The sequence below is a fragment of the Bacillota bacterium genome, assembly GCA_030019365.1.
Classification (GTDB): Bacteria; Bacillota; Sulfobacillia; order JACIYH01; family JACIYH01; genus JACIYH01.
This window is the reverse complement of record JASEFA010000003.1, coordinates 228,213-253,590: the sequence shown is the minus strand read 5'-3', so window position 1 is coordinate 253,590 and position 25,378 is coordinate 228,213. Positions and strand designations below refer to the sequence as shown.

Below are 25,378 nucleotides of genomic sequence, written 5' to 3'. Positions count from 1 at the left end.
GGCGAGGGGATCATGCTATGGCAATTCCTCCGCAGCATCTGTCGACGCCCGACGTGTCAACCCGCCCCACCATAAGCAGGGCTCTGAGCCTGCTGGGGAACGTGCCCCTCCTGGGATGGCTGCTGGGGGCGCTGGCGGCGGTCATCTCCGAGTTCCTGTTCGGCCTGCCCCTGGCCCTGACCCTGGGACTGGGTCGCATCCCGGTTCTCTTCGGGTTCGAAGTGATGCTCAAGGCTCCCCAGCACATTCCCGGCACGCTGGTGTACCTGCTTCTCGTCTATCTCCTGCCCGCGTTCGCCGTGGCCCTGGCCACGGCGCAGGCAACAGACGAGCTGGCCGGCCGGCTGCTGCGCAGCCCGGCCCTCAGCATGGTGATCCACCTGGCCCTGCTGTACGCCAGCATTCACCTGTGGTGCAGCCTCAGCGATTACCGGTACCTGGTGGCCCGGCTGGCCCTGATCGCGGTCATGCTCACCCTGAGCCTGAACGTGGTCAACGGCTATATGGGTGAGTTCTCCTGCTCCCACCCCGGCTTCATGGCCCTGGGTGCGTACACGGCCTCTGTCCTCACCGTGCTGTGCTTCGTGGAAGACGACGTGTTCGGAGCGCCGCTGCTCCCGCCCGCCCTGGGCCCCTTCCTTTTCCCGCTCGCCCTGGTGGCGGGCGGCCTGGTGGCGGCCCTGGGAGCCCTGGCCGTGGCCATCCCCTCGTTCAGAGCCCGGGGGGACTACCTGGGCGTGATCACGCTGGCCTTCACGTTCGTGGTCAAGAGCCTCTTCGAAAACCTGGAGATCGTGGGAGGGCCGCGCGGCTTCATGAACCAGCCCAACTGGGCAGGCCTTCCCACCATATTCCTCTGGACGATCCTGTGCATTGCCGTGATCAGCAACTTCGTGCGATCGACCCTGGGCAAGGCACTGAACGCGGTGCGGGACGGGGAGATGGCAGCGGAGGCCATGACCGTCGATACCCGCCGCACCAAGATCGTGGCCTTCCTGTTTGCCGCCTTCTGGGCGGGGGTGGCAGGCGGGCTGTTTGCCCACGTGGTGAGCTACATCAACCCGGCTACCTTCGGGGCGCAGAAGCTGGCGGAAGTGCTGGCCATGGTGTACTTCGGGGGGCTGAACTCGGTCGTCGGGTCCGTCGCCGGCGGCCTGGGCCTCACGCTCTTCAGCGAAGCCCTGCGCCCGCTGGAGGTATGGAAGTGGGTGCTCATCCCGGTCCTGCTCATCCTGGTGATGGTGTTCCGCCCCACCGGGCTCATCGCCTTCCGGGATTTCGATATCATCAAGCTCCTGGGCCCCAGGCGCAGGCGGGAGGAAGGGGCGGGATATGTCTCTCCTGGACGTTGAAGGCGTGACCCACTACTTCGGCGGGCTGCGGGCGGTACACGAGTACCACCTGCGCATCGAGACGGGCCAGATCAAGGGACTGATCGGGCCCAACGGGGCGGGCAAAACCACCATCTTCAACCTCATCACGGGCGTGTTCCGGCCCACCCGCGGGGAAATCATCTTCGACGGCGGGAACATAACCGGCCTTCCCCCGCACCGCATTGCCGCCCTGGGTGTAGGCCGGACCTTCCAGAACATGATGCTCTGGAGGCACATGACCGTCCTGGATCACGTCAGGCTGGCCCACTACTCCAAAATCAACTACGGCCTGGCAGGAGCCTTTCTGGCCACCCCACGCCGGCACCGGCAGGAGGCCGAGATCGAAGAGAGGTCGTACGGGCTGCTCAGGATGCTGGGGGTGGAACGGTTCGCGCCAAAGGTGATCACCGAGCTGCCGTACGGGGCCCAGCGCCGGGTGGAAATCGCCCGGGCTCTGGCCACAGACCCGAAGCTGCTGCTCCTGGACGAACCCACCGCGGGTATGAATCCCGAAGAAATGATGGAGATGGTCGATATCATCCGCAGGATCCACCGGGAACTGGGGATGGCCGTTTTCCTCATCGAGCACCGCATGCGGGTGGTCATGGATCTGTGCGAGACCATCCAGACCCTCAACTTCGGAGAGGTGATCGCCGAGGGTTCACCGGAGGAGATCCGCAATAACCCCGTGGTGATCGAAGCTTACCTGGGCAAGGAAGTGGTGACCTGATGCTCACGGTGGAAAACCTGCGCGTCTCCTACGACAGAATCGCCGCCCTGCACGGGATCACCTTTCACGTGGAGGAAGGGGAGATAGTGTGCATCATCGGCGCCAACGGGGCGGGGAAGAGCACGACCCTGCGCGCCATTTCCCGACTGGTGCCGGCAGAACCGGGGAGCAAGATCGCGTTCAGGGGGGAGAACCTGCTCAGGTACCCGCCGGAAAGGGTGGTGAGCCACCTGGGTATATCCCACGTCCCCGAAGGGCGGCGCCTCTTCGACAACCTGACGGTTATGGAAAACCTGAGGCTGGCCACCTTCGCCCGCAAGGACCACCAGCAGATCGACCGCGACCTGGAGCGGGTCTTCTCCATCTTCCCGCGCCTGAAAGAGAGGATCTCCCAGAAAGCGGGGACCTTGAGCGGCGGCGAGCAGCAGATGCTCGCCGTGGCCAGGGCGTTCATGAGCGGGCGGAGGATGATGCTCCTGGACGAGCCATCGATGGGCCTGGCTCCCCTGCTCATGATGAACGTGTTCGACGCCCTGGGCGAGATGAACAGGGAGGGGACCACCATCCTCCTGGTGGAGCAGAACGCCCGCATGGCGCTCAAGTTCGCCCAAAGGGGCTACGTGCTGGAAAACGGCAGGCTGGTGCTCGCCGGCACCTCCCAGGAGCTCCTGGACAACCCCGACGTCAAGAAAGCCTACCTGGGCGGCTGAGAGACGCGCCACACCCGGACCGGGGGTCGCGGCCAGCGGGGGTTAACACGTATCAGGAGGAGAAATCTCGCCGCACGAAGTATTCTATGGAGCATGAGCAACGGAACAACTGCGGGAGCAACCACTGAAGCACGGGGCAGCTTTCCACACTGGCGGCGCAACCTCTATGCGGCGTGCGCCGGCCAGTTCGTCTTGATGGCGGCCATCCAGCTGCTCATGCCTTTCCTGGCCCTGTTCATCCATGAGGACCTGGGCATCCAGGACATGCGCCGGGTGGAACTGTGGGCGGGGGCGATCCAGTCGGCCAGCATGCTCATGGCCGCGCTGATGTCCCCCGTGTGGGGCGCGCTGGCGGATCGCCACGGCCGCAAGGTGATGGTCCTGCGGGCCGCCGCCGCCGTGGGCGTGTTCAGCATGCTGGCTGCCCTGGTGCGCAACGTCCATCAGCTGCTGGCGGTACGCCTCCTCATGGGACTGTTCAGCGGCTTCGGCGCTGCTGCGGTGGCCCTGGTGGGTGCAGGAACCCCTCCCCACCTCCTCGGGTACGCCCTCGGCATCCTCTCCACCGGGCAGCTGGCCGGGATCGTGTTCGGCCCCCTGCTCGGGGGAGTGCTGGCCGCGGCCATCGGCTACCGCGGCACATTCCTGATCACGGGCCTCCTGTCTCTGGGGGCCTGCCTGCTGATGGCAGTCCTCGTCCGGGAGCATTTCGTGCCAGTGGCGCGTGAGCAGGCAGAACCTCTGCGCGCCCAGATGCGCGGGGTGGCCGCCGTACCCGGGCTGCTGGCGGTATTCGGGGTGCTGCTCATGGCCCAGGTGGCCAACTCCAGCGCCGGGCCCCAGCTTTCCCTCTTCGTGCTGGAGCTCACCGGCGACCCCGACCGGGCCGCCACGCTGGCCGGCATAGCGTTCGCCGCCGCCGGCCTGGGCAGTGCTCTCGCCGCTCCTCTCCTGGGCAGGCGAGCCGATGCCCTGGGCTGCAAACCCACCCTAACTCTGGCCACGGCGGGAGCAGTTCTGCTCGTCCTCCCCCAGGCCCTGGTCCGTGAGGTCTGGCAACTGGCGGCCCTGCGCTTCGGCCTGGGGATGTTCGTGGGCGGCATCCTGCCCACGGCCAATGCCCTGGTGGGCCACCTCACTCCCCGCCGGCGCAGGGCCACCGCCTACGGCCTCACCTCAAGCGCCACCTTCATGGGCAACTTCCTGGGACCCGTTCTGGGCGCCGTGGTGGTGGCCACGTTCGGGCTGCGGGCCATCTTCCTGTTCACCGGCCTGCTCATGCTGGCCAACCTGCTATGGGTGTCCATCGCCGTACGCGAGCCGGCGCGGACTCTCCCGGACGGGCAGGCCCCACGGGAACCCCACATCAGCGATACTCACTGATCCGCCCCCCAGCCAACGGGGCAACCGGCCGGCAACTCCCGCCCGCCACTCAGGCAGTCGCTCCCACGGCCGGATCGTCCCGTCACTCCCACTCGATGGTGGCGGGCGGCTTGGACGTGATGTCATACACCACCCGACTGACGGCCGGGATCTCATTGACGATCCGGGTCGAGATGGCTTCCATCAGGTCGTGGGGCAGGCGCGCCCAGTCTGCGGTCATGGCGTCCTCGCTCTCCACCGCCCGCACGGCGACCGTCCAGCCGTAAGCGCGGGCATCCCCCTTCACCCCCACGGAGCGGGTGTCCGTCAGCACCGCAAACGCCTGCCACAGCCGGCGGTACCACCCGGCCTGCCGGATTTGCTCGGCGACGACGGCATCGGCCCGGCGGAGGACCTCCACCTTATCGGGGGTTACCTCCCCCACCACCCGCACCGCCAGTCCCGGCCCGGGAAAGGGATGGCGCCGCACCAGGGTCTCGGGCAGTCCCAGAGCCTCTCCCACCGCGCGCACCTCGTCCTTGAACAGCTCCCGTAAGGGCTCCACCAGCCGGAAGGTCATGCGCTCGGGCAGTCCGCCCACGTTGTGGTGGGTCTTGATGGTGGCCGCCGTGGCCGTCCCGCTCTCGATCACATCGGGGTATATGGTGCCCTGCACCAGGAACTCAACCGGCCCCAGCCGGGCAGCTTCTTCTTCGAAGATGCGCACGAACAGTTCGCCGACGCGCTGGCGCTTGACCTCGGGGTCGATCACCCCGCGCAGGGCGGCGAAGAAGCGGCCGGCCGCCCGCACGTGAATGAGGGGTAACCCGAAAACGTCCCGGAACACGCTCACCACCTGCTCCGGCTCGCCTTCCCGCAGCAGTCCGGTGTCCACGAAGATGCAGGTGAGGCGCTCGCCGATGGCCCGCCGGGTGAGGGCCGCGGCCACGGCCGAATCCACCCCTCCGGAGAGGGCACACACCGCCCTCCCATCGCCCACCTGCTCCCGCACCCGCTCCACCGCGCTGTCGATGAAGGAAGATGTCGTCCAGTCCCCCTGGCACCCGCACACCCGGAACAGGAAGTTGGCCAGTACTTCCTTCCCGCGCGGAGTGTGCACCACCTCGGGATGGAACTGCACCCCGTAAAGGTGACGGCCGCTGTCGGCCATGGCCACCACGGGCGTGACGGGCGTGCGGGCCAGCACGCGGAATCCCGTCGGGGGCGTCCGCACCAGGTCGCCGTGGCTCATCCACACGTCCAGGGGACCGGGGCCCAGGCCGGCCAGGATGTCGTCCTCGTCCAGCACCTCCACCTGGGCCCGTCCGAACTCACACCTTTCGCCCCGTGCCACCCCGCCCCCGAGCATGAAGGCGAGCAGTTGCATGCCGTAGCAAATCCCCAGTACCGGTACCCCCGCCCGCAACAGGTCGGGGTCGAGGTGGGGTGCACCCCCGGCATAGACACTGGCAGGCCCGCCGCTCAGGATCAGCCCCGCCGGCCTCTCCTCCAGGATGCGCGCAGCCGGCCAGGTGGCCGGCACGATCTTGCTGAAAACGCCCTGCTCGCGGACCCGCCGGGCAATCAGCTGGGCGTACTGGGCTCCGAAGTCCAGTACCAGTATGACGTCCATCCGTTGACCCCCCGTCACCCTGTCCCAGATTCACCCCCACGCGGACTCAGCCATCTTCCGGCTCGGCCTCCAGGCGCGCGATGTACGGCAGTTCCCGGTAGCGCTCCCGGTAATCCAGCCCGTACCCCACCAGGAATACATTGGGCACTTCGAACCCCACGTAGTCAACGGGAACCTTGACCCTGCGACGGGCGGCCTTGTCGAGCAGCGTGCAAACCTTGAGGCTGGCGGGATCCCGTGCCAGCAGAATGTCGCACAGGTAGGACAGCGTGAGCCCGGTATCCACGATGTCCTCCACCAGCAGGACGTGGCGGCCCTCGGTGCTGGTGTCGAGGTCCTTGATGATGCGCACCTGCCCGGAGGTGATGGTACTTTGCCCGTAGCTCGACACCGCCATGAAGTCCATGTTCACCGGCACGGTTAGGTGCCGCACCAGGTCGGCCAGGAAGATCACTCCGCCCTTGAGGACGCACACGAGGAGGGGCTCCTTGCCCTGGTAGTCACGCGAGATCTCCTCCGCCAGCTCCTTCACCCGGCGTTCGATCTCCTCCGCGCTGATCAACACGTTATGCCCTTCCATAACTGCCCCCTCTGCTACTGTTCGCCGCAGCAGCCCGGCACCCAGCGAAGACCGGGTTTCCCGCGCTTTTCCATAGCTTTCGTCGCGAGTGCCGGCCCGTCCTGCTCCCCACCCCACGACAGGGATCTGCCGAGGCTACCGCTCGACCACACTTCCGGAAACGCCCGGCTGGATTTCCGCGGCAGGCGAAAGGTGGGAAAGCCAGAGGCGGGCGGCCGACAGCAGGTAGGCGGCTTCGCCGGCATGCCAGAACGGAGCCCGCGCCGGGATTTCCCGCGCGGAAGCCAGGCCGGCTTCCAGGTCGGCGGTATCGTCCATGGTGACGGCCACGAGGGTGATCACGCCCCAGGGCGAACGACCCGGTCGGGGGCGCGCGGCCCACGCCGGGTAGAAATGCACGAACCGCTGGTACACCGCGCGGGAGATGCGGCTGTCGGGGGGTTCCACGCCGCACAGCACCGGGAAGAGCTGGGCCACGGCGTCGGGATACCATTGCCGCCAGTTGGGCAGGCGCCTGGTCCCCGACATCTTGACCGCCCAGTAGTAGTCGCCCCGCCGCGGATTGAACATCACCTGTCTGATACCGCCCCGTATGGTCTCGGCCCGGCCCGCCCAATAGCGGGCGGCATCCCCATCCCCGAGCCTGCCCAACAACCAGCCGTAGTCGCTGAGGCCCTGGAAGTTCTCGGCATTGTCCATGAGGTACTTGACCCAATGCCCGGGTCGCGCCCAGGCCAACCCGTCGGTGTCCTGCAGCGCTACGATGACCCCGGCCACCAGGTCCAGCTCGGCCCGGTGATCCTGTACGAAGTGGGTATCGCCGGTCACCTGCCAGTAACGCGCCACCGCGCTGAGGAAGGTGGCGGCATAGGCATCGGCGGAATCGTACGACCCCGTGGGAACCTCCCGGTCTGCTTCGATGCGGTAGTCATACACCGTACCCGCCAGACCCCACCGGTCCGACCGGTTGAGGTGACTGAGATACCACTCCAGGTGCGCCTTTGCCTCCCTGGGATACTCGGGCAGGAGTGACCAGGCCGCCTGGTTGGCGAAGTAGGGGACGATGAGGTCTGCGCCCGGGGCCACGGCGAAAGTGCCGCTCGCGGTGCGGCAGGCCAGCAGCCAGTCTGCTTGATGGGATATGGCCTCCTCCAGCCGGGTGGCCATAGCAGCCGCTGCCTCAGGTCCCAGCCGGGGCGCCGCCTCGGCAGCGCCGACCCGGGCGCCCGCAAGGGGGCGCCAGGCAGGCCCGGCAGGCGCAGCGCGGTACAGTCGGTCACCGGCCAGGGTGCCCAGCAGCGTCTCGCCGGCAATCTCCAACCGGGAAGGCATTTCGCCTAACCAGGGCACCCGCGGGTAGGCCCAGACGCCTCCCAGCAACATTCCCACTGCTGCGAGCATGGCAGCGACGGATGCCACGTTCCTGCCAGATCCCATCTGCCCCGCTCCCGCCGTAACGCCCGCATCTCGCGCGTTGTTTACATAAGGCTTAGCGGGACAGCGTCTTCATGCCTGTAACGCCGCCTTACAATTATGCGACACCCGTGTTACAACGGCCCGGCTGCGCACCCGGGGTATCGCGTACGAGCACCTTGCCCGGGGCCCCCGGTCACCATGTCCGGGGCATCCGGCGCTCCGGCCGGTCGGGCCTCCGCCAGGGGTGCTGGCGGGGGCACCGCTCAGGCGGGGACCAGCAGGTTGGCTTCGCCCTCCAGGACCTTTTCGCCGCGCTGGTCTTCCACCCAGGTGTTCAGGATCACCCTGCGCTTTTCGACCGTCCACCCGGTGACTTCCACGTGCGCGGTCACGGTATCCCCGATGAACACGGGCTTGAGGAACTTCAGGGTCTGGCCAAGGTAAATTGCTCCGGGACCCGGAATCTGCATGCCCAGGACGGACGACATGATGCTGGCCGTGAGCAGGCCGTGAGCCACCCGCTGGCCGAAGCGGGTGGCCCTGGCGTACTCGGCGTCCACGTGCACGGGATTGAAGTCACCGCTCACACCGGCGAAGTTGACCACATCGGCTTCCGTAACGGTGCGTGAAACGGAAGCCCGCTGCCCCACCTCGAATTCCACCCGGGCCACCTCCCGGTGGCAACTTCGCCCAGCGCGCGCCCCGTCCCTGCCACGGGCGAAGTGCGCCGTCAGCGGCGCAGGCGGGCGCAGTCGACGGCCGTACCCTGGAGGAGCTCCACCGCATGCCCCAGGGCGGGCATCAACACCTCCAGGTTCTCCTGCGCGGCCCGGGGGCTGCCGGGCAGGTTCACAATGAGGGTGCTGCCCCGCACCCCGGCCACGGCCCGCGAGAGCATGGCGTGGGGTGTCTTGCGCAGCCCGGCCGCCCGCACGGCCTCGGCGATGCCCGGTACCTCCCGGTCAATGACGGCGCGGGTGGCCTCCGGTGTGCGGTCCCGCGGCCCCAGGCCCGTGCCCCCGGTGGTAAGGACGACGTCCAGACCCAGCCCGTCGGCCATGTACTTCAGTTCCACCGCCAGGGCGCCCTTATCGTCAGGGAGCACCTTCTGGTGCACGATCTCCATGCCCGCTTTTTCCAGGATGGCGGCGATCACCGGCCCGCTCTCGTCCTGGCGTTCGCCCCGGTAGGCACTGTCGCTGGCGGTGAGGATTCCCGCTCTTATTCGTCGCTGCAGGGCCACAGCTCTTCACCTTCCCGTTCCCACCGGCCGCTGCGCCCTCCCTCTTTCCGGACCAGGCGCACCTCGCCGATGACCATACCTTTGTCCGCGCCCTTGCACATATCGTAAACCGCCAGAGCCGCTCCCATCACGGCGGTGAGGGCCTCCATCTCGGCGCCGGTAGGTGCCCGCGCTCGCACCGTAGCCTGGATGAGCACCTCCGCCCAACCCTCTGAGCTTCCCTCCGCTCTTCCCTTTAGCCTTCCCTCTGCGTCGCCCTCTGCGGCGCCCTGCCCCCTTCCCTCTGGCCTTCCCTCTGCGGCGCCCTGCGCCCCGCCCCCGTCGCGAAGACGCAGGTCGATGTGGATGTGGTCCAGGGGCAGGGGATGGCACAGGGGGATGAGCCGGGATGCCTCCTTGGCGGCCATGATACCGGCCACCCGTGCCACCGCCAGCACGTCCCCCTTGGGGAGGGCAGCCTGCCGGACCAGGTCCAGGGTGCGGCGCGACATGGTCACCCGGCCCCGGGCCACCGCCACCCGGACCGACGCCTCCTTCCCTGACACATCCACCATATGTACGCGCCCCGCCTCGTCCAGGTGGCTGAGCCGCGCGCCCTCTTCGCCCACCGGCCTCTCCCTCCTCTCAGTCGCACCGCGCCTCATCGCCCTTGCCCGGCTGCCCGTACCCCGTCCACACCGCGGCACCATGCGCCGCCCGTCACCCGCGGGCCTAGCCGCCCAGGCGGGACATCTGCCGATCGCAGGCCACTTCCCCCGGGGCCATGTGATGCTCCTCGGGCTTCTGGTGCACGGCCAGGGCGATAAGGCTGGCGAGGTCATCGTCCGTGGCGCCCGTGCGCAGGGGTCCGCGCACGTCCACCTCCCCCAGTCCCGCCAGGCACGGGTTCAGGCGCCCATCCGAGGTGAGGCGCAGGCGGTTGCAGTCCCCGCAGAAGTGCTGGCTGAGGGGGGTGATCAGGCCCAGTCTCCCCGGCGCACCCCGGTAGGTGAAATAGCGGGCGGGTCCACCGCCGTCCCCGGCCGAGGAGGGGATTTCCTCCAGGGGCCCCAGCGTCTGGAGGCGGGGCCAGACGGACGCCACCGGCAGGTACCGGGACTCCCCGTGCAGCCCGTTGTTGCCCAGGGGCATGAGTTCAATGAACCTCACCCACAGGGGGTATTCCCTGGTGAGGCGGGCGAAATCCTCCACCTCGTCGTCATTGAACCCGGCCATCAGGACCACGTTCACCTTGACCGGCACCAGGCCCTCCCGCAGCGCCGCCATGATCCCCGCCCAGGCCCGCCGGAACTCCGGGCGCCGGGTGATCCAGGCGAACCTGTCTTCCCGCAGGGTGTCCAGGCTCACGTTCACCCGGCGCAACCCCGCCCGCCGCAATTCGCCGGCCAGGTCGGCCAGGAGGATCCCGTTGGTGGTGAGGGAGACGTCTGCAACGCCGGCGACAGACGCCAGGCGGGCTACGAACCCCGCCAGCCCCTTACGTACCAGGGGTTCACCGCCGGTCACCCGCACCCGCCAGAACCCCAGCCGGGCCGCCACCCGCACCAGCCGCTCGATCTCCTCGTAGCGGAGGACGTCGGCGTGGGCGATGGGCTGCACCCCCTGCTCAGGCATGCAGTAGCGGCAGCGCAGGTTGCAGCGGTCGGTCACCGACATCCGCAGGTAGTTTATCTCCCGCCCAAACCCGTCCTTCACCTCATTGCCCTCCCAACCTTCTTACGGGCCAACCTCACGGGCGTCGCCGGTGGCGGGGCGGTAGCCGCCCATGACCTCCAGAGCTCGGGAGAACGCCTCGCTGCGTGCCACCTCCATCAGCGCCCGCACCCGGCCATCCTCCGTGGTCCTGGGCAGGAAGGCCAGGTCGTACTGCTCCTCCGCCACGGCGACGAAATCCAGCCCCAGCGCCTTCGCCGCGCTCAGCACTCCCAGGCCGGCATCGGCGGTGCCGCTCTCCACCGCCACCGCCACCTGGGCGTGGGTGAACATCTCCCGCCCGTAACCGTTCACCCGGTGCGGGGAAATCCCCTTCTGCCCCAGCAGCCAGTCCAGCAGCACACGCGTCCCTGACCCGCGCTGGCGGTTGACGAAGGAAACATCGGCGCGGGCCAGGTCTTCGATCCCCCGGATGCCCTTGGGGTTGCCCGGTGCCACCATAATGCCCTGCTGCCGGAAGTGCAGCGGGAACAGGAGCACCCGGCGCCCGGGCAGCAGCCGCCGCACGTAGGGAGCATTGTACTCGCCCGTCTCGGGATCCAGCAGGTGACACCCGGCGGCGTGGCACTCCCCCCTTCCCAGCGCCACCAGCCCCGCCAGGCTACCCACGTTGCCCGAGCTCAGTCCCAGGCCGGGGTGCCGCTCGCCCAGCAGGCTCCCCAGCACGTCCAGGGCGGGGTCGTGGCTCCCCGTCACCAGGAGGCACCCCTCGATCTCATCGCGGCCCCGCAGGAGTTGCACCTCCACTTCCTGCCCTTCCGCAAATCCCTCCACACCGGCGGGCACCACCAGCCACCCGTCCGCCCGCACCAGGCTGGTGGTGAGTCCGGCCCCCCGCGAGAGGGGTGCCACCACCCACTCGTCACCCACCCGGCCCACGCGTACGCGCACGAACTCCTCCACCCCCGCAGCCGAGGCCAGCCGTCGCGTCAGCCGCCCGCGCAGCACCTCCGCCGTGGGAGGGGGAAGCCCCTGCAGGGTCACCACCAGGGGCCGCACGAAGAGTTCCATGGCCAGCACCGCCGACACCGGATACCCGGGGATACCCACCGCCGGCCTCGGCCCGCGGGCGCCGCGCACCTCGTCCGCAACCGACCCGTGCGCCGCGACGGCGGGGTCTCCACCCGCGGCGCCGGTGCGGACTAAGCCCAGCACGACGGGCTTGCCCGGGCGGGTGTTCACCCCGTGCACCAGCACTTCGCCACACTCGGCCATGGCGCGCGCGGTGTAGTCGCCCGAGCCCGCCGACGACCCTCCGATGGTGAGCACCAGGTCGCACTCGGCGGCGGCCCGTACCATGGCGTCCCGCACCGCGCCGGGGTCGTCCGGCACCGGGGGGTACACCACGGGCACCGCCCCCCACTCGCCCAGCATCCCGGCCAGGATGGCGGAATTGAACTCGGGGATCTGTCCCGGGGCCACGGCCTTCCCCACGGGTACCAGCTCATCGCCCGTAGGGATGATCCCCACCCGGGGGCGGCCCCGCACGGCGATCCTCACCACCCCCGCCGCCAGCAGCGCCCCCACGTCGGCAGGGCCCAGGCGGTGCCCGGCGGGAACCACCATCTCACCCGCCACCACATCCTCCCCTACGGCGCGCACATTGTCCCAGGGAGGGACGGCGGCGATCACCTCGAGGCGGCCGTCGGGCAGGGGGTGGAGCTCCTCGCTCATGATGACGGCGTCGCGGCCGGGAGGAAGGGGGTCGCCCGTATCCACGGGGTCGTACTGCTCCCGGCTCAGCCACCCGGGGTTGGATTCACTCGCACCCGCGGTGTCACGGCTGCACACCGCCACCCCGTCCATGGCGGCGGCGTGGTAGTGGGGCCAGGACATGACCGCGAACGCCGGCGCCGCCGTCACCCGGCTCACCGCCTCAGCCGTCGGTATGACCTCTGCCTCCGTCCGGGCATGCCGTCCCGGACCCAGCGCGGTCTCCAGGAAGAGCGCCCGCGCCTCCCACCAGGGTACCGTTTTCAGATAGACGTCCTTGCGCACCTCGCAGACCTCCGTCCCCCCGCCCTCACAGGGGAGGGATGGGCAGGACCTCGACTTCCTCACCCTCGGCCAGGCCGGTGGCCTCGGCCGGGATGCGCACCAGGCCCCAGGCCCGCGCGAGGGTGGAGATCAGCCCCGACTTCCCCAGCACGGGGCGGGCGACCAGTTGCCCGCCCTCCCGGGACAGGGAAACCCGCACGTACTCCTCCACGCCCGCCCGGGAGCCCAGGTTGCGCCCCAGCCGAGCCCGCACGGTCGGCTCGAACGGGAAGGGATCGGCACCCGCCAGGTAGCGGATGACGGGGCGCACCAGCAGGTAAAAGGTGACCAGGGCCGACACCGGGTGGCCCGGCAGCCCGTACACAGGCTTGCCCCGGGTCACGGCGACGATGACCGGCTTGCCCGGCCTCACCGCCACGCCATGTACCAGCACGCCGGGCTCGCCCAGCGAGGCGATGGCCCCCCCCACCAGGTCCCGGGCGCCCACCGAGCTTCCCCCGGATACGATCACGCAGTCAGTCTCCAGCCCCTCCCCGAGCGCGCGGTCGAGGGCCTCACGGTCGTCGGGTATGATCCCCAGCAGGCGGGGGATACCACCTTCCCCCTGCACGGCCGCCGCCAGCGCGTACGCGTTTACGTCCCGCACCCGGCCCGGCCCCGGCCTCACCTCCGGCGGCACCAGCTCGTCCCCCGTGGAGATAATAGCCACCCGGGGACGGGCGAACACCGGCAAACCGGTGTACCCCAGGGCGGCGGCCACCCCCAGGTCGGGAGGGCGCAGGACCTGCCCCTGCTGCACCACTACCTGGCCCGCCCGCACATCCTCGCCAGGGCGCACCAGGTTTTCCTCCGGCGAAACCGGGCGCATCACGGCCACGGTGCCGTCGCCGGGCGTTTCGGTGTGCTCCAGCATGACCACGGCGTCGGCGCCGTCGGGAAGTGCGCCACCCGTCGCCACAGCCACGCACTCTCCTTCACCCAGTGCCTTCTGCGCCGCCTCGCCCATGCGCAACTCGCCCGCCAGCAGCAGGTACGCGGGCAGCGCCTCGCTGGCACCGAAGGTGTCCCGGGCCCGCACCGCATACCCATCCACCGTGGACCGCGGGAAGCCGGGCACAGCCTCGGCCGCCACCAGGTCGGCGGCCAGCACCCTGCCCGCACACCCCTCAAGCGCCAGGTGCTCCACCGCCCGGGTCAGGGACGTCCCGCCGGAGTCCCCGCCGCGCCACCCCAAGACCTCCAGCACGCTCCGCTGGGCTTCCCGAGCCGTGACCACCTTGAAGAACAAGACCTGCTTCACCGCCTGGCTCGCATTTCACGTCTCCCGGACGGACCCACCTTTCACCGCTCGGGCGGCCCGGGGCGTCACCGCCCATCGGATGGCCCTACACCGCCCGACGATGCACGGCGCCCATCAGCGGAAGCACCCCAGTTGACAGGCGACTATCTTGATCCCCAGGCGATCAGCCATCTCCCCCACCCGCGCCGGGGGCACCCTGAGTTCGCGGGCCAGTTCGAAGGCGCGGGCGCAGGGCAGCCTGCCGTCCCCGGCCGCCTGCCGCACGGCCTCCGCCAGCCGGTCCATCCCGGTTTCCGCATCAGTCTTCACGGGTTCACGCCTCCGCCTCGATCCCCGGGCGCCATGCGCACCTGGGCGCCGCGCGCGGCGAGCGTTATGCTCAGCGAGGTATTTCGACTCCCGCGTGCAGTATACCTCTGTAATAACTGCCTGGCCACTGCAATTTCTGGTGGTTCTCCCCGATGTGGCCCCCGGCCGCCACCCCTCGAGGTTCCCGGTCAGGAGATCAGAGTCCTGAGCTTGGCCAGGACCTCAGAGACCGTTTGTTCCGGTAACGCGCAGATGAACTCCGCTTCCCTTGCTTCCCAATCCAGGCTCTTCACCTGATCGGACAGGATGACACCGGTGACGCCCAGTCCAGCGGGGACCCGCACTTCATACGGATAGCCCTTGACCTGAGAGGTGACCGGACAGAAAATCCCAAGATTTGTCTTCCCGTTGTACGAGCGGGGTGATACGGTGACCGCAGGTCGCCTTCCAGACTGCTCATGGCCCGCCTGCGGATGAAACGTGAGCCAGACTACGTGTCCCCTGTCGGGAACATACCGGCTGGCCATCACCACGACTCCCGTCCCGCGCGGCTGGAGGCCACTACTTCGCCATGAAGATTGGATTCGTTAATCTGTGCGACAAGCTCCTCCAACTGATACTCCGGGGATACCGGGGCTATTACGATCTTGCCGTCACTGACCACCATCTTTACGGGCGAGCCGAACTTCAGATGCGTTTCCTCGGCAAACGACCTGGGGATACGCAATGCGAGACTGTTTCCCCACTTTTGAACCCTCAAGATCACCTTCACCCCACCTCCCGGGAAGAAAGCTTGCGTATCTACATTGATTATACTCAAGTCCAGGGGAACGGAGCAAGGCTACTGTGTTTCTCGCTACCGTAGGCCAGGATGGGCTCGATGCCCAGGTGGAACACCTGCAGGGCCATACCGAGGGCGCAGGAAACGCGGGAGATCTCTTCCAGCACCAGCGCCCGCGCCAGGTACCCCCGTCCACGACCACCGGCTCACCGGTGTCGGATGGCTATGCACGGAAGTGACAGGGAGCGCCGCCCGTCCTCCTTTCCGGCAAGGGTCGCAGGACATTCGCGCGGCTCAGGAGTACCTGGCGAAGTGGAAAGCAGTCCGCGGGATCTGCCCGCCAGGCAGGCCGCAAGCTGGGGGTCGGCAGGGGCGCAACGCCGGCAGCGGGGCAAGGCACGGGCAGCGGGGCGCGGCGCTGCCGGTACGGCCCACCTCAGTAGGTGTAGAAGCCGCGGCCCGTCTTGCGACCCAGCAGGCCGGCGCTCACCATGCGCCGCAGGAGCGGGCAGGGCCGGTACCTGGGGTCACCCAGGCCCTGGTGCAGGGTCTCCAGGATGGCCAGGCAGGTGTCCAGGCCGATGAGGTCGGCCAGGGCCAGCGGCCCCATGGGGTGGTTCATGCCCAGCTTCATCACCGTGTCGATGTCTTCGGCCGACGCCACGCCCTCCATCAGGCAGTAAATGGCCTCGTTGATCATGGGGAAGAGCACGCGGTTGGCCACGAACCCGGGGTAGTCCTGCACCGTCACCGGGGTCTTCCCCATGCGCACGGCCAGGTCGCGGATCACCCGGTGCGTTTCGTCGGAGGTGAGGTGACCGCGCACCACCTCCACCAGTTGCATCACGGGCACCGGGTTCATGAAGTGCATGCCGATGAAGCGGTCGGGGCGCTTCGTGCTGGCGGCCAGCTCGGTGATGGGCAGGGACGAGGTGTTGGACGCCAGGATGGTGGCCGCCGGGCAGATCCGGTCAAGTTCGCTGAACAGATCCTTCTTGGCCTGCAGGTTCTCCACGATGGCCTCGATCACCACGTCCGCCTCCGCCGCCGCCTCCAGGTCCAGGGTGGTATGCAGCCGATCCAGGATAGCCTGCTGTTCTTCCGTGGTGATGCGGCCCTTCTCCACGCTACGCTGCAGGTTGCGGCGGATGGCGGCCATCCCCTTCTCGACAAACTCGGGGGCGATATCCCGCACGGTCACCTGGAGGCCGGCCTGGGCCGCCACCTGGGCAATGCCCGAGCCCATCTGGCCGGCCCCTACCACGAAAACCCTGCGCACTTCCATGGCAATAGCCCTCCCTTCTGTCGTACAGTCTGCGGGTGCTCAAGTACCACGCGCCCAGGGGGCAGGCCACCTCCCGCGGCGCAGCCCACGCCTGCCGCACACGGGGGTGCCGCCCGGCTGCTTAAGATTCGACGCGGATGACGGTAGCCTCGCCCTGCCCGCCACCGGCGCACAGGCAGGCCACTCCCAGGCCGCCCCCGCGCCGGCGCAGCTCGTATGCCAGGGTGAGCAGGATGCGTGCCCCGGAGGCACCGATGGGATGCCCGAGCGCCACCGCCCCGCCGTTGACGTTCACCTTTTCCTCCGGCCAGTCGCCCAGCTTCATACTGACCAGGGCCACGGCAGCGAAGGCTTCGTTCACCTCGATCAGGTCCACGTCGGCGAAGGACAGCCCTGCCTTCTGCAGGGCAGCCTGGGCCGCCGGGTAAGGGCTGAGGGGGAACTCCTCCGGGGACCGGGACACCCACCCCTGGGAGACGATGGTCGCCAGGGGCTTCAACCCCAGTTCCTGCGCCCTGCGCCGTGACATGATCACCAGGGCCGCGGCGCCGTCGCTGATGCCGGGGGCGTTGCCGGCGGTGATGGTGCCGTCGGGCAGGAACACCGGTTTGAGCGCGGCCAGTTTCTCGGGAGAGGTGTCCGGCCGCGGTGATTCGTCGGTGTCGAACGAAAGCGGCGGCCCCTTGCGTTGGGGCACCTCTACCGGCACGATCTCATCCTTAAGGCGCCCCGCCCGGATGGCATCCAGGGCCCGCGTGTGGCTGCGGTACGCCCAGGCGTCCTGCTCCTGGCGCCTGATGCCGTACTCACGGGCCACCCGGTCGGCATGCACCCCCATGTGGACGTCGTGGAAGGCACACCACAGGCCGTCGTTGACGGTGGCATCGACCAGGCTCTGGTTCCACAGGCGATAGCCCCAGCGGGCCCCCGGGACCAGGTAGGGCCCGCGGCTCATGTTCTCCATGCCCCCTGCCACGACGATCTCCAGGTCACCCGCCCGGATGAGGGCGTCGGATATGTTCACGCACCGCAGCGACGACGCGCACACCTTATTGATGGTGTCGCTGGGGATGTGGGGCGGTATGCCGGCCTTGATGGCGGCCTGCCGGGCCGGGCTCTGACCCGCCCCCGCCTGCACCACCATACCCATGAGCACGTACTGGACCTGCTCGGCGGAAAGACCCGCCCTCTTCACGGCCTGGCGGATGGTCAGCGCCCCCAGGTCGGCGGCCGGGATATCCTTGAGGCTCCCTCCGAAGCTACCGAACGGGGTCCGGCATCCGCTCGCGATTACCGTCTCCTGCATCTGTGATCCCCCCCATCAGAAACTCAACCAGGCGTGGTAAGCACTCTCTCGGGAAAGGTGTAGACGTTGAGATGTCCCACCCGCGCGAACCCGACCAGGGTGAGGCCGGTCAGGTAGGCCAGGCGGATACCCAGGGAGGTGGGCGCCGCCCGCGACACCAGCACCTCGGCGCCCAGCCGCCCCACCTTCAGCACGATGTCCGATGACAGCCGCCCGGTGGTGAGCACCACCAGGCCCTCATCCTGGCCGGAAGCGGGGGCACCGCCGCACGCCACCCGCCCGCCTCCGCCTCCGGACGCCGTGCGGTCGCCCCCGTCCCCAGCGGGCGCCACCCCGGCCTCGCAGCGCGTGAGCCACCAACCGGCGATCTTGTCGATAGCGTTGTGTCTGCCCACATCTTCCCGCAGGCAGACGATCCCCCCTTTGCAGGCCAGGGCGGCCGCATGGGTCGCCCCGGTCTCCCGGTGCACGGCAGCCCGCCCGAGCTCGGTCAGCGCGCCCATTATTTCCGCCACGGTTACCCGCAGGTTACCGCCCACCCGGGGCAACTCCTCATCGCCGACGAGCGCCGCGTACCCGCAACCGGTGGTCACGGGACGGGCCGCCTGCCAGTCCTCCCGGCGGGCCGCCCGCCAGGCACCAACTCTCGTTTCCGCCGTCGGAGCCAGGGTGACCACCACGCGGCCCGCATCCGCCCCCGCCTCCACCTCCACGCCCCGGACCTCCTCCCGGAACGACAGCAGGCCCCCGGTGTAGAGAAAACCGAGGGCCAGCTCGTCCAGGTGTTCCGGTGTGCACATCAGCGTGGCCAGTTCCCAGCCCGAACCGCCGGAGCCTTCGCCCCGGCAGACCAGGGTGACGGGGTACTCGCGGGCCACCACGTCACCCGTTTCCTCCTCGGACTGGGCTCGTATGCGGCGGATCACCACCGCCGTCACGGGCTCCACTGCTCATCGCTCCTCACCGGAGCCACCCCGCCGGGCCGCGGCAAAGGGCAGGGCCTGGGCCGGGTGGCTCAACTGTCGGCGAACTGGGCCAGGACTTCTTTGACCTTCTGTGCGTTGAGGCGGGCGAAGGTCTGGTCATCGACCATCATGGTGGGGGCCAGCCCGCAGCATCCCAGGCAGGCCACCCGCTCCAGGGTGAACTTGAGGTCGGGGGTGGTGTCGCCGGGGGCGACGCCCAGCTCTTTGCTCACCGCCTCCAGCACCTTCTCGCCACCGCGCACGTGGCAGGCGGTACCCAGGCAAACACGCAGCACGTGCTTGCCCCGGGGCTTGAGGTGGAACTGGGCGTAAAAAGTGATCACGCCATAGGCCTTGCTCACCGGTATCTTCAGCCACTGCGCCGCCTCTTCCACCGCCTCCCGCGGCAGGTATCCGAACTCCGCCTGGATGTCCTGCATGATGGGAATGAGACCGGAGGGCGCCCTTCCGTGGCGGACCAGGATGGGTTCCAGCCTCTGCTTTAGCTCCTGCTCCTTGAGGGCAACCGCGCTCACGGGGGAAACCTCCTCTCAGGCGGGGCGCACGCGTACGGCGCACACCTTGAGTTCAGGGATGCGGGCCTGCGGGTCCAGGGCGGGGTTGGTCAGCACGTTGGCGGCCGCCTCGGCGTAGTGGAAGGGGATGAACACCACCGGGGGCGCGGTGCGGTTGGTGACCAGGGCGCGCAGGCGGATGGAGCCCCGGCGCGAGGCCACCTCCACCATCTGGCCGGCGGTGATACCCAGGCCGGCGGCCGTGTCGGGATGGATCTCCACGTAAGGGTCCGGCCGGATGGCCTGCAGCCCCCGCGCCCGCCTGGTCATGGAACCGGTGTGGTAGTGGAAGAGGATGCGCCCGGTGGTCAGGTAGAGCGGGAACTCGGCGTCCGGCACCTCGGCAGGCGGGTGGAACTCCAGGGGGAACAGGCGCGCCTTTCCCCGGGTGAACTTCTCCCGGTGCAGGACGGGCGTGCCCGGATGACCCGGCTGCGGGCAGGGCCACTGCCTGCCACCCTCACCGAGGTGGGCATACCCCATGCCCCCGTAGCTGGGGACCAGCCGGGTGACCTCCTCCATGATCTCGGCCGGGCCGGCGTAGGCCATCGGGTATCCCATGCGTTCCGCCACGCGGGCGACGATCTCCCAGTCGGCCAGGGCCTCGCCCGGAGGCGGTACCGCCCGGCGCAGGAGTTGCACGCGCCGCTCGGTGTTGGTGAAGGTACCTTCCTTCTCGGCGAAGGCGGCAGCCGGCAGCACCACGTGGGCCAGGCGCGCCGTCTCAGTGAGGAAGATGTCCTGCACCACCAGGAAGTCCAGGGAGCGCAGGGCCTCTTCCACGTGGCCCAGGTCGGGGTCGGACAGCATGGGGTTCTCCCCCATGATGTACATGCCCCGGATGCGGCCCTGCGCGGCCGCCTCCATCATCTCGACCACGGTGAGCCCGTCCCCGGTGGGGAGCGGTCGCTCCCAGGCCTCCTCGAACTTGCGGCGCAGCCCCTCGTCCCGGTACCACTGGTAACCCGGCAGCACGTTGGGCAGCCCGCCCATGTCGCAGGCCCCCTGCACGTTGTTCTGGCCGCGCAGGGGGTTTACGCCCGTGCCCTCCCGGCCCACCTGGCCGCATACGGCCGCCAGGGCCGCGATGGCCAGCACGTTGTCGGTGCCGGTGGTGTGCTGGGTGATGCCCATGGCGTAGAGGATGGCCGCCCGCTCCACCCGGGCATACTCGCGCGCCGCCTCCCGGATGAGGTGGGCGGGGACCCCGGTGACCCCGGCGGCGTAGTCGGGCGTGAGCGCCGCCACCGAGGCGCGCAGTTCGTCGATGCCCTCGGTGCGGGCGGCCACGAACTCCCGGTTTTCGAGCCCTTCCTCCAGGATGACGTGAATCATGGCCCCCAGCAGGGCCACGTCGGTCCCGGGCAGGTGCTGCAGGAAGATGTCGGCCCGCTCGGCCAGCTCCGTGCGCCGGGGGTCGGCCACGATGAGTTTCGCCCCCGCCCGCAGTCCCCGCTTCAGCCGCAGGGAGAGCACCGGGTGGCCCTCGGTGGTGTTGGAACCTATCACGAAGTACAGGTTGGCCTGCTCCAGGTCGGCCAGGGAGTTGGTCATGGCCCCGCTACCGTAGGCCATCCCCAGCCCCACCACCGACGAGGCGTGGCACAGGCGGGCGCAGTGGTCCACGTTGTTGGTCCCCCACACCGCCCGCACCAGCTTCTGGAACAGGTAGTTCTCCTCATTGGTGCACTTGGCCGAGCACAGCCCGGCCAGGCTGTCCGGCCCATGTTTCTCCCGGATCTCACCCAGTCGGCGCGCCACCAGGTCCAGGGCCTCCTCCCAGGAGGCCTCCCGGAACCCGTCGCCCTCCCGGATGAGGGGCCGGGTGAGCCGGTCGGGGCTGTGCAGGAAGTCCCAGCCGAAGCGGCCCTTCACGCACAGCAGGCCCTCGTTGGTGGGGCCTTCGCCCCCGCTCACCCCCACCACCCTGGGCCTTCCGTCGCCCCCCGCGCCCGCGGCGACCGCAGCCGCACCCCCAGTGGCGGGGCCGCGGACTTCCAGGTCGAGGGAGCAGCCCACGCCGCAGTAGGGGCACACCGTTCGCACCTTGCGGATCTCCCAGCGGCGCCCCTGGCCCACCGGGAGTCTGGGCTGCAGCGCCCCGGTGGGGCAAACGGCCACGCAGTTGCCGCAGAAGACGCAGGGGCTCTCCTCCAGGCCCACTTCGTAAGCGGTGGCCACCTTGGTGCGGAAGCCGCGGTAGGCGTAGTCGACGGCGTTCACCGCCATGACTTCGTCACACACGCGGATGCAGCGGCCGCACATGATGCACCTGTCATGATACCGGTAGAAAAAGGGGTTGGACTCATCGGGCGGATACTGTCGCCGCTCGCCCTCATAGGAGGTGCGCTCCACCCCGTAGCGGTAGGCGTAATCCTGCAGGCGGCAGTCCCCCGCCTTCTCGCACGTCAGACATTCGGCCCGGTGGTTGGCGAGGATGAGGTCGAGGATGGTGCGGCGAGCCTCCACCACCCGCGCGGACTCCGTGTGCAGCACCATGCCCGGTGCCGCCGGGGTGGTGCAGGAGGTGGGCAGTCCGCGGGCACCCTGGATCTCCACCACGCAGAGGCGGCAGGCCCCGGTGGGTTTCAACCAGGGATGGTGGCAGAGGTGGGGGATCTCAATGCCCGCCGCCCGGGCGGCATCGAACACGGTGGTACCGACGGGGACTTCAACTTGCCTTTCATCGACAGTTAGCGTGATCAGGCCGGCCATGGTCCCACCTCACTTCACGTCGCACCGCAGGCACCGGGCGGCCTCGGCGCTGGCTACGTCGTACGGGTAACCGCACTCCACCTCGGCGAAAGAGCGGGCGCGCCGGTCAGGCTCGAGGGCCAGCACCGGATGTCTGCGCACGGTGGTCTCTATGATCTCGCCGGAGAGCCGCCGGTCCAGGGGATAACCCGGCACCACCTCGCCGTCACCGCCCAGGTAACGGTCGATGGCCGCGGCAGCTCGCTTGCCCGCCGCCACCGCCTCGATCACGGTGGCGGGGCCGGACACGCAGTCGCCGCCCGCGAATACCCCCTCCACCCCCGTGGCCAGGGTGCGGGCGTCCACATCCACTACCCCGCCCCGGCCCACCCGAAGGCCTGCCACCTGACCCCAGGCCGATTCCACCGCCTGCCCGATGGCGCTGATGATCACATCCGCATCGAGGGTGAACTCGGAGTCCGGTTCGGGCACCGGCCGGCGACGACCATCGCGGTCGAAGTCACCCAGGGCCATGCGCCGACAAACCACGCCGCTCACCCGCCCCTCTCCCGCCACCCGCACCGGGGCGGCCAGGCAGGTGAACCCGATCCCTTCCCGCTCCGTCTCGGTTACCTCCTCCGGTATGGCGGGCATGTCGTCCCGCCGGCGGCGGTAGACCACCCGCACGGAGTAGGCGCCCAGCCGCAGCGAGGTGCGGGCGGCGTCGATGGCCACGTTCCCGCCGCCCACCACCACCACCCTCTTGCCGGTGAGATCGGGGGTCCGCCCCAGGTTCACGCGGCGCAGGAACTCCACACCCGGGTAAACGCCCTCAAGCCGGTCTCCGGGCACCCCCAGGGGGGGGCTCCCCTGGGCCCCCAGGGCCAGGAAGATGGCGGGGAAGCCTTCCTGCTTGAGATCCTCCAGGGTGGGGTTGTCGCCTACCCGCACCCCCGTTCTGACCTCGATGCCCAGGTCGATGATGGACTGGATCTCGGCATCCAGCACCCGCCGCGGCAGCCGGTACTCGGGGATACCCGTACGCAGCATGCCTCCCAGCACCGGCAAGGCTTCGAACACGGTAACCTGATAACCCTTGAGAGCCAGGTAGTGGGCGCAGCTCAGTCCCGCCGGGCCGGATCCCACCACCGCCACCCGTACTCCCCGGGGTGACCGGACCGTGAAATTGGGTAGCCGGTCGTCGTGTTCCAGGACCCAGTCGGTGGCTGCCCGCTTGAGCAGGCGGATGGCCAGAGGGTCATCGAGCTGGCCCCGCCGGCACTTGCCCTCACAGGGGTGGTCGCACACCCGGCCGCACACCGCGGCCAGGGGATTGTCCCGTTTGATTACGAAGTAGGCCTCCCGGAAACGCCCGTTGCGGATGTGGTCCAGGTAGATGGGGATGTCGATCCCGGCCGGGCAGGCGTTCTGGCAGGGCGAGGTGAACAGCCAGGCACATACCGAGGCCGGGCACCGCTTTGCGATGACATGAGCCTCGTACTCGTGCCGGAAGTAGCGCAGGGTGGTGAGCACGGGGTTGGGAGCGGTTTGCCCCAAACCGCACAGCGAAGTATCCTTGACCACCAGGGCCAGCTTTTCCAGGCGCCCCAGGTCCTCCGGCTCGCCCTTCCCCTGGCATATCCGGGTAAGAATCTCCAGCATGCGCTTCGTACCCTCGCGGCAGGGAGTGCATTTACCACAGGACTCGCTCTGCGTGAAGTTGAGGAAAAAGCGGGCCAGGTCGACCATGCAGGTGTCCTCGTCCAGCACCACCAGGCCGCCCGACCCCATGATGGCCCCCGTCGCCGTGAGGGAATCGTAGTCGATGGGCGTGTTGAGGAGTTCCGGGGGAAGGCACCCACCCGATGGCCCGCCGATCTGCACGCCCTTGAACTTCTTGCCCCCGCTGATGCCGCCACCCACGTCGAATATGAGCTCGCCCAGGCTCATCCCCATGGGCACTTCCGCCAGCCCGGTGCGGGCCACCTTCCCGGCCAGGGAGAACACCTTGGAGCCCTTGCTACGCTCGGTGCCCACGTGGGCGAACCATTCCGCCCCGTTGGTCATGATGGCGGGGACGTTGGCGTAGGTTTCCACGTTGTTGATGTTGGTGGGCTGGCCCCACAGGCCCGACTGCGCCGGGAAGGGGGGCCGGGGACGGGGCATGCCCCGCTCTCCCTGGATGGAAGCCAAAAGCGCCGTCTCCTCACCGCACACGAAGGCGCCCGCACCTTCTTTGACGTGCAGGTCGAGGGAGAAATCGGTGCCCAGGATGTACTCACCCAGCAGGCCCCATTCCCGCGCCTGCTCGATGGCCAGGCGCACGTGGCGCACCGCCATGGGGTACTCGGCCCGGATGTACAGGTAACCCTCGTCCGCCCCGATGGCGTAGGCGGCGATCATAATCCCCTCCAGGACCGCGTGGGGATCGCCCTCCAGCACACTGCGGTCCATGAAGGCGCCCGGGTCACCCTCGTCGCCGTTGCACACCACGTACTTCTTGCGGCTGTTGGCGGACCGGGTGGCCTCCCACTTGCGCCCGGTGGGGAAGCCGGCCCCGCCCCGCCCGCGTAGCCCCGAGCGCGTGACCTGCGCGATGACCTGCTCGGGCGTCATGGAGGTGAGCACCTTGAGGAGCGCCCCGTAACCGCCCAGGGACAGGTAGTCCTCGATGCTGCGGGGGTCAATGAACCCCGTCCGCGCCAGCACCAGCCTGCGCTGCTTGGCATAGAAGGGGAGCTCCTGGTAGGGGCGGGCGGGATCGGTGATCTGTCCGATCACGTGCTCTTCCACGGGATACCCCCCGAGCACGTGCTTTTCCACTATCTCGGGCACCGCTTCCGCCGAAACCCCTCCGTAAGTGATGCGGGGCTCGCCCGGCCGCACCACGTCCAGCAGAGGCTCGGACTCGCACATGCCGATGCATCCCGTGCGGACCAGGCGGGCGGAGATGCCCCGCTCGCGCAATTGTTCTTCCACGGCGTCCCAAACGGCCTGGGCCCCTGCCGCCAGACCGCAGGTCCCCATCCCCACGTAGATCTCCAGGCCGGGCGCGCGCGCCCTCCGGGCCATGAGCTCCTGCCGTCGCCGCGAGAATTCCTCCAGAGCAGGCATGACTCTTCCTCCGTTTCCAGGCCGGGGCTCACGACCCCGCCTCTCCCTTCTGCACCGCCCGACGGGCGCCATCCACCCCACTTGCGCAGTGGGGCGGGCGTTGCCTCCGCGCGGTCTGCACCTCTGGCGGGGATGCTGGCCGCCTCACCGTAATTCGCCCCCCGTGCCAGGGCCTCCTGCCTGAACGCACCCACATAACCAGGTGCCGCAGGAATCAACCAGTCTCCAGGAGAATAATGGCCAGCGAAAGAGTCGGATGTGCTCGGCTTGCACCAGCCGTACGCGGAGGCG

At 69.0% G+C, this 25,378-nt stretch carries 22 protein-coding genes and 1 pseudogene; 4 read left to right on the top strand and 19 right to left on the bottom strand.

Annotation, left to right across the window (positions count from 1 at the left end; translation table 11 throughout):
- The first annotated feature begins 17 nt into the window (after nucleotides 1-17).
- The 4 genes from QME70_07355 (at nucleotide 18) to QME70_07340 (ending at nucleotide 4,196) form a co-directional block, all read left to right on the top strand.
- The gene (locus tag QME70_07355; protein ID MDI6894411.1) at nucleotides 18-1,352 is read left to right on the top strand and encodes a branched-chain amino acid ABC transporter permease; all 1,335 of its coding nucleotides are present in this window, start codon (nucleotides 18-20) and stop codon (nucleotides 1,350-1,352) included.
- Entirely contained in the window at nucleotides 1,333-2,103 is a 771-nt protein-coding gene (locus QME70_07350; GenBank protein ID MDI6894410.1) for an ABC transporter ATP-binding protein, read from the top strand. Before QME70_07355 ends, QME70_07350 begins: the two co-directional genes overlap by 20 nt.
- Entirely contained in the window at nucleotides 2,100-2,813 is a 714-nt protein-coding gene (locus QME70_07345; GenBank protein MDI6894409.1) for an ABC transporter ATP-binding protein, read from the top strand. The genes QME70_07350 and QME70_07345 overlap by 4 nt, the downstream gene beginning before the upstream one ends.
- A 93-nt stretch (nucleotides 2,814-2,906) precedes the next feature.
- Nucleotides 2,907-4,196 (top strand): MFS transporter, encoded by a 1,290-nt coding sequence (locus tag QME70_07340; GenBank protein ID MDI6894408.1) that lies wholly within the window; start codon nucleotides 2,907-2,909, stop codon nucleotides 4,194-4,196.
- 82 nt (nucleotides 4,197-4,278) lie between these two features.
- Here the strand turns inward: QME70_07340 and guaA are convergent, their stop codons facing one another.
- The 19 genes and pseudogenes from guaA to QME70_07245 all read right to left on the bottom strand — a co-directional run bounded on the left by guaA (nucleotide 4,279) and on the right by QME70_07245 (nucleotide 25,087).
- On the bottom strand, nucleotides 4,279-5,808 hold the full coding sequence (gene guaA / locus QME70_07335; protein ID MDI6894407.1) for a glutamine-hydrolyzing GMP synthase: 1,530 nt from the start codon (nucleotides 5,806-5,808) through the stop codon (nucleotides 4,279-4,281).
- A gap of 46 nt (nucleotides 5,809-5,854) precedes the next feature.
- Nucleotides 5,855-6,388, bottom strand: coding sequence for a hypoxanthine phosphoribosyltransferase (gene hpt, locus QME70_07330; GenBank protein MDI6894406.1), 534 nt, complete (start codon nucleotides 6,386-6,388; stop codon nucleotides 5,855-5,857).
- 135 nt (nucleotides 6,389-6,523) lie between these two features.
- The gene (locus QME70_07325) at nucleotides 6,524-7,825 is read right to left on the bottom strand and encodes a hypothetical protein (GenBank protein ID MDI6894405.1); all 1,302 of its coding nucleotides are present in this window, start codon (nucleotides 7,823-7,825) and stop codon (nucleotides 6,524-6,526) included.
- 242 nt (nucleotides 7,826-8,067) lie between these two features.
- The gene (locus QME70_07320; GenBank protein MDI6894404.1) at nucleotides 8,068-8,466 is read right to left on the bottom strand and encodes a MaoC family dehydratase; all 399 of its coding nucleotides are present in this window, start codon (nucleotides 8,464-8,466) and stop codon (nucleotides 8,068-8,070) included.
- Nucleotides 8,467-8,534: 68 nt separating this feature from the next.
- Complete coding sequence (locus QME70_07315; GenBank protein MDI6894403.1) at nucleotides 8,535-9,047, bottom strand: MogA/MoaB family molybdenum cofactor biosynthesis protein; 513 nt, start codon at nucleotides 9,045-9,047, stop codon at nucleotides 8,535-8,537.
- Complete coding sequence (moaC, locus tag QME70_07310) at nucleotides 9,026-9,655, bottom strand: cyclic pyranopterin monophosphate synthase MoaC (protein ID MDI6894402.1); 630 nt, start codon at nucleotides 9,653-9,655, stop codon at nucleotides 9,026-9,028. The genes QME70_07315 and moaC overlap by 22 nt, the downstream gene beginning before the upstream one ends.
- Before the next feature lie 103 nt (nucleotides 9,656-9,758).
- The gene (gene moaA, locus QME70_07305) at nucleotides 9,759-10,742 is read right to left on the bottom strand and encodes a GTP 3',8-cyclase MoaA (protein ID MDI6894401.1); all 984 of its coding nucleotides are present in this window, start codon (nucleotides 10,740-10,742) and stop codon (nucleotides 9,759-9,761) included.
- A 21-nt stretch (nucleotides 10,743-10,763) separates the two neighbouring features.
- The gene (locus QME70_07300; GenBank protein MDI6894400.1) at nucleotides 10,764-12,758 is read right to left on the bottom strand and encodes a molybdopterin biosynthesis protein; all 1,995 of its coding nucleotides are present in this window, start codon (nucleotides 12,756-12,758) and stop codon (nucleotides 10,764-10,766) included.
- A gap of 25 nt (nucleotides 12,759-12,783) precedes the next feature.
- On the bottom strand, nucleotides 12,784-14,058 hold the full coding sequence (locus QME70_07295) for a molybdopterin molybdotransferase MoeA (protein MDI6894399.1): 1,275 nt from the start codon (nucleotides 14,056-14,058) through the stop codon (nucleotides 12,784-12,786).
- Between the two features lie 114 nt (nucleotides 14,059-14,172).
- Nucleotides 14,173-14,367: a hypothetical protein gene (locus QME70_07290; protein MDI6894398.1), complete on the bottom strand. Its 195-nt coding sequence runs from the start codon at nucleotides 14,365-14,367 to the stop codon at nucleotides 14,173-14,175.
- Between the two features lie 188 nt (nucleotides 14,368-14,555).
- Entirely contained in the window at nucleotides 14,556-14,894 is a 339-nt protein-coding gene (gene mazF / locus QME70_07285) for an endoribonuclease MazF (protein MDI6894397.1), read from the bottom strand.
- Nucleotides 14,894-15,139 carry an AbrB/MazE/SpoVT family DNA-binding domain-containing protein gene (locus tag QME70_07280; GenBank protein ID MDI6894396.1) on the bottom strand — a complete coding sequence of 82 codons (246 nt, stop codon included), beginning with the start codon at nucleotides 15,137-15,139 and terminating at the stop codon, nucleotides 14,894-14,896. The genes mazF and QME70_07280 overlap by 1 nt, the downstream gene beginning before the upstream one ends.
- Nucleotides 15,140-15,183: 44 nt before the next feature.
- A pseudogene (locus tag QME70_07275) lies at nucleotides 15,184-15,339 on the bottom strand (acyl-CoA dehydrogenase family protein).
- A gap of 245 nt (nucleotides 15,340-15,584) precedes the next feature.
- Nucleotides 15,585-16,433, bottom strand: a complete 849-nt coding sequence (locus QME70_07270) for a 3-hydroxybutyryl-CoA dehydrogenase (GenBank protein ID MDI6894395.1) — start codon at nucleotides 16,431-16,433, stop codon at nucleotides 15,585-15,587.
- Nucleotides 16,434-16,554: 121 nt separating this feature from the next.
- A complete protein-coding gene (locus QME70_07265) occupies nucleotides 16,555-17,739 on the bottom strand; it encodes an acetyl-CoA C-acetyltransferase (protein ID MDI6894394.1) in 1,185 nt (394 codons plus the stop codon).
- 23 nt (nucleotides 17,740-17,762) lie between these two features.
- Nucleotides 17,763-18,686, bottom strand: a complete 924-nt coding sequence (locus QME70_07260; protein MDI6894393.1) for a formate dehydrogenase accessory sulfurtransferase FdhD — start codon at nucleotides 18,684-18,686, stop codon at nucleotides 17,763-17,765.
- 68 nt (nucleotides 18,687-18,754) lie between these two features.
- Nucleotides 18,755-19,240: an NADH-quinone oxidoreductase subunit NuoE gene (nuoE, locus tag QME70_07255; protein MDI6894392.1), complete on the bottom strand. Its 486-nt coding sequence runs from the start codon at nucleotides 19,238-19,240 to the stop codon at nucleotides 18,755-18,757.
- Nucleotides 19,241-19,255: 15 nt separating this feature from the next.
- Nucleotides 19,256-21,994 carry a formate dehydrogenase subunit alpha gene (fdhF, locus tag QME70_07250; GenBank protein MDI6894391.1) on the bottom strand — a complete coding sequence of 913 codons (2,739 nt, stop codon included), beginning with the start codon at nucleotides 21,992-21,994 and terminating at the stop codon, nucleotides 19,256-19,258.
- Nucleotides 21,995-22,003: 9 nt separating this feature from the next.
- The gene (locus QME70_07245) at nucleotides 22,004-25,087 is read right to left on the bottom strand and encodes an NADH-ubiquinone oxidoreductase-F iron-sulfur binding region domain-containing protein (protein MDI6894390.1); all 3,084 of its coding nucleotides are present in this window, start codon (nucleotides 25,085-25,087) and stop codon (nucleotides 22,004-22,006) included.
- Nucleotides 25,088-25,378 lie beyond the last annotated feature (291 nt).

Bases quoted from the DNA above. Each gene is read 5' to 3' on its own strand.
- hpt (MDI6894406.1), bottom strand. From the start codon at position 6,388: ATGGAAGGGCATAACGTGTTGATCAGCGCGGAGGAGATCGAACGCCGG.
- QME70_07355 (MDI6894411.1), top strand. From the start codon at position 18: ATGGCAATTCCTCCGCAGCATCTGTCGACGCCCGACGTGTCAACCCGC.
- QME70_07325 (MDI6894405.1), bottom strand. From the start codon at position 7,825: ATGGGATCTGGCAGGAACGTGGCATCCGTCGCTGCCATGCTCGCAGCA.
- QME70_07350 (MDI6894410.1), top strand. From the start codon at position 1,333: ATGTCTCTCCTGGACGTTGAAGGCGTGACCCACTACTTCGGCGGGCTG.
- fdhF (MDI6894391.1), bottom strand. From the start codon at position 21,994: ATGGCCGGCCTGATCACGCTAACTGTCGATGAAAGGCAAGTTGAAGTC.
- mazF (MDI6894397.1), bottom strand. From the start codon at position 14,894: ATGGCCAGCCGGTATGTTCCCGACAGGGGACACGTAGTCTGGCTCACG.
- QME70_07265 (MDI6894394.1), bottom strand. From the start codon at position 17,739: ATGCAGGAGACGGTAATCGCGAGCGGATGCCGGACCCCGTTCGGTAGC.
- QME70_07270 (MDI6894395.1), bottom strand. From the start codon at position 16,433: ATGGAAGTGCGCAGGGTTTTCGTGGTAGGGGCCGGCCAGATGGGCTCG.
- guaA (MDI6894407.1), bottom strand. From the start codon at position 5,808: ATGGACGTCATACTGGTACTGGACTTCGGAGCCCAGTACGCCCAGCTG.
- QME70_07245 (MDI6894390.1), bottom strand. From the start codon at position 25,087: ATGCCTGCTCTGGAGGAATTCTCGCGGCGACGGCAGGAGCTCATGGCC.
- QME70_07340 (MDI6894408.1), top strand. From the start codon at position 2,907: ATGAGCAACGGAACAACTGCGGGAGCAACCACTGAAGCACGGGGCAGC.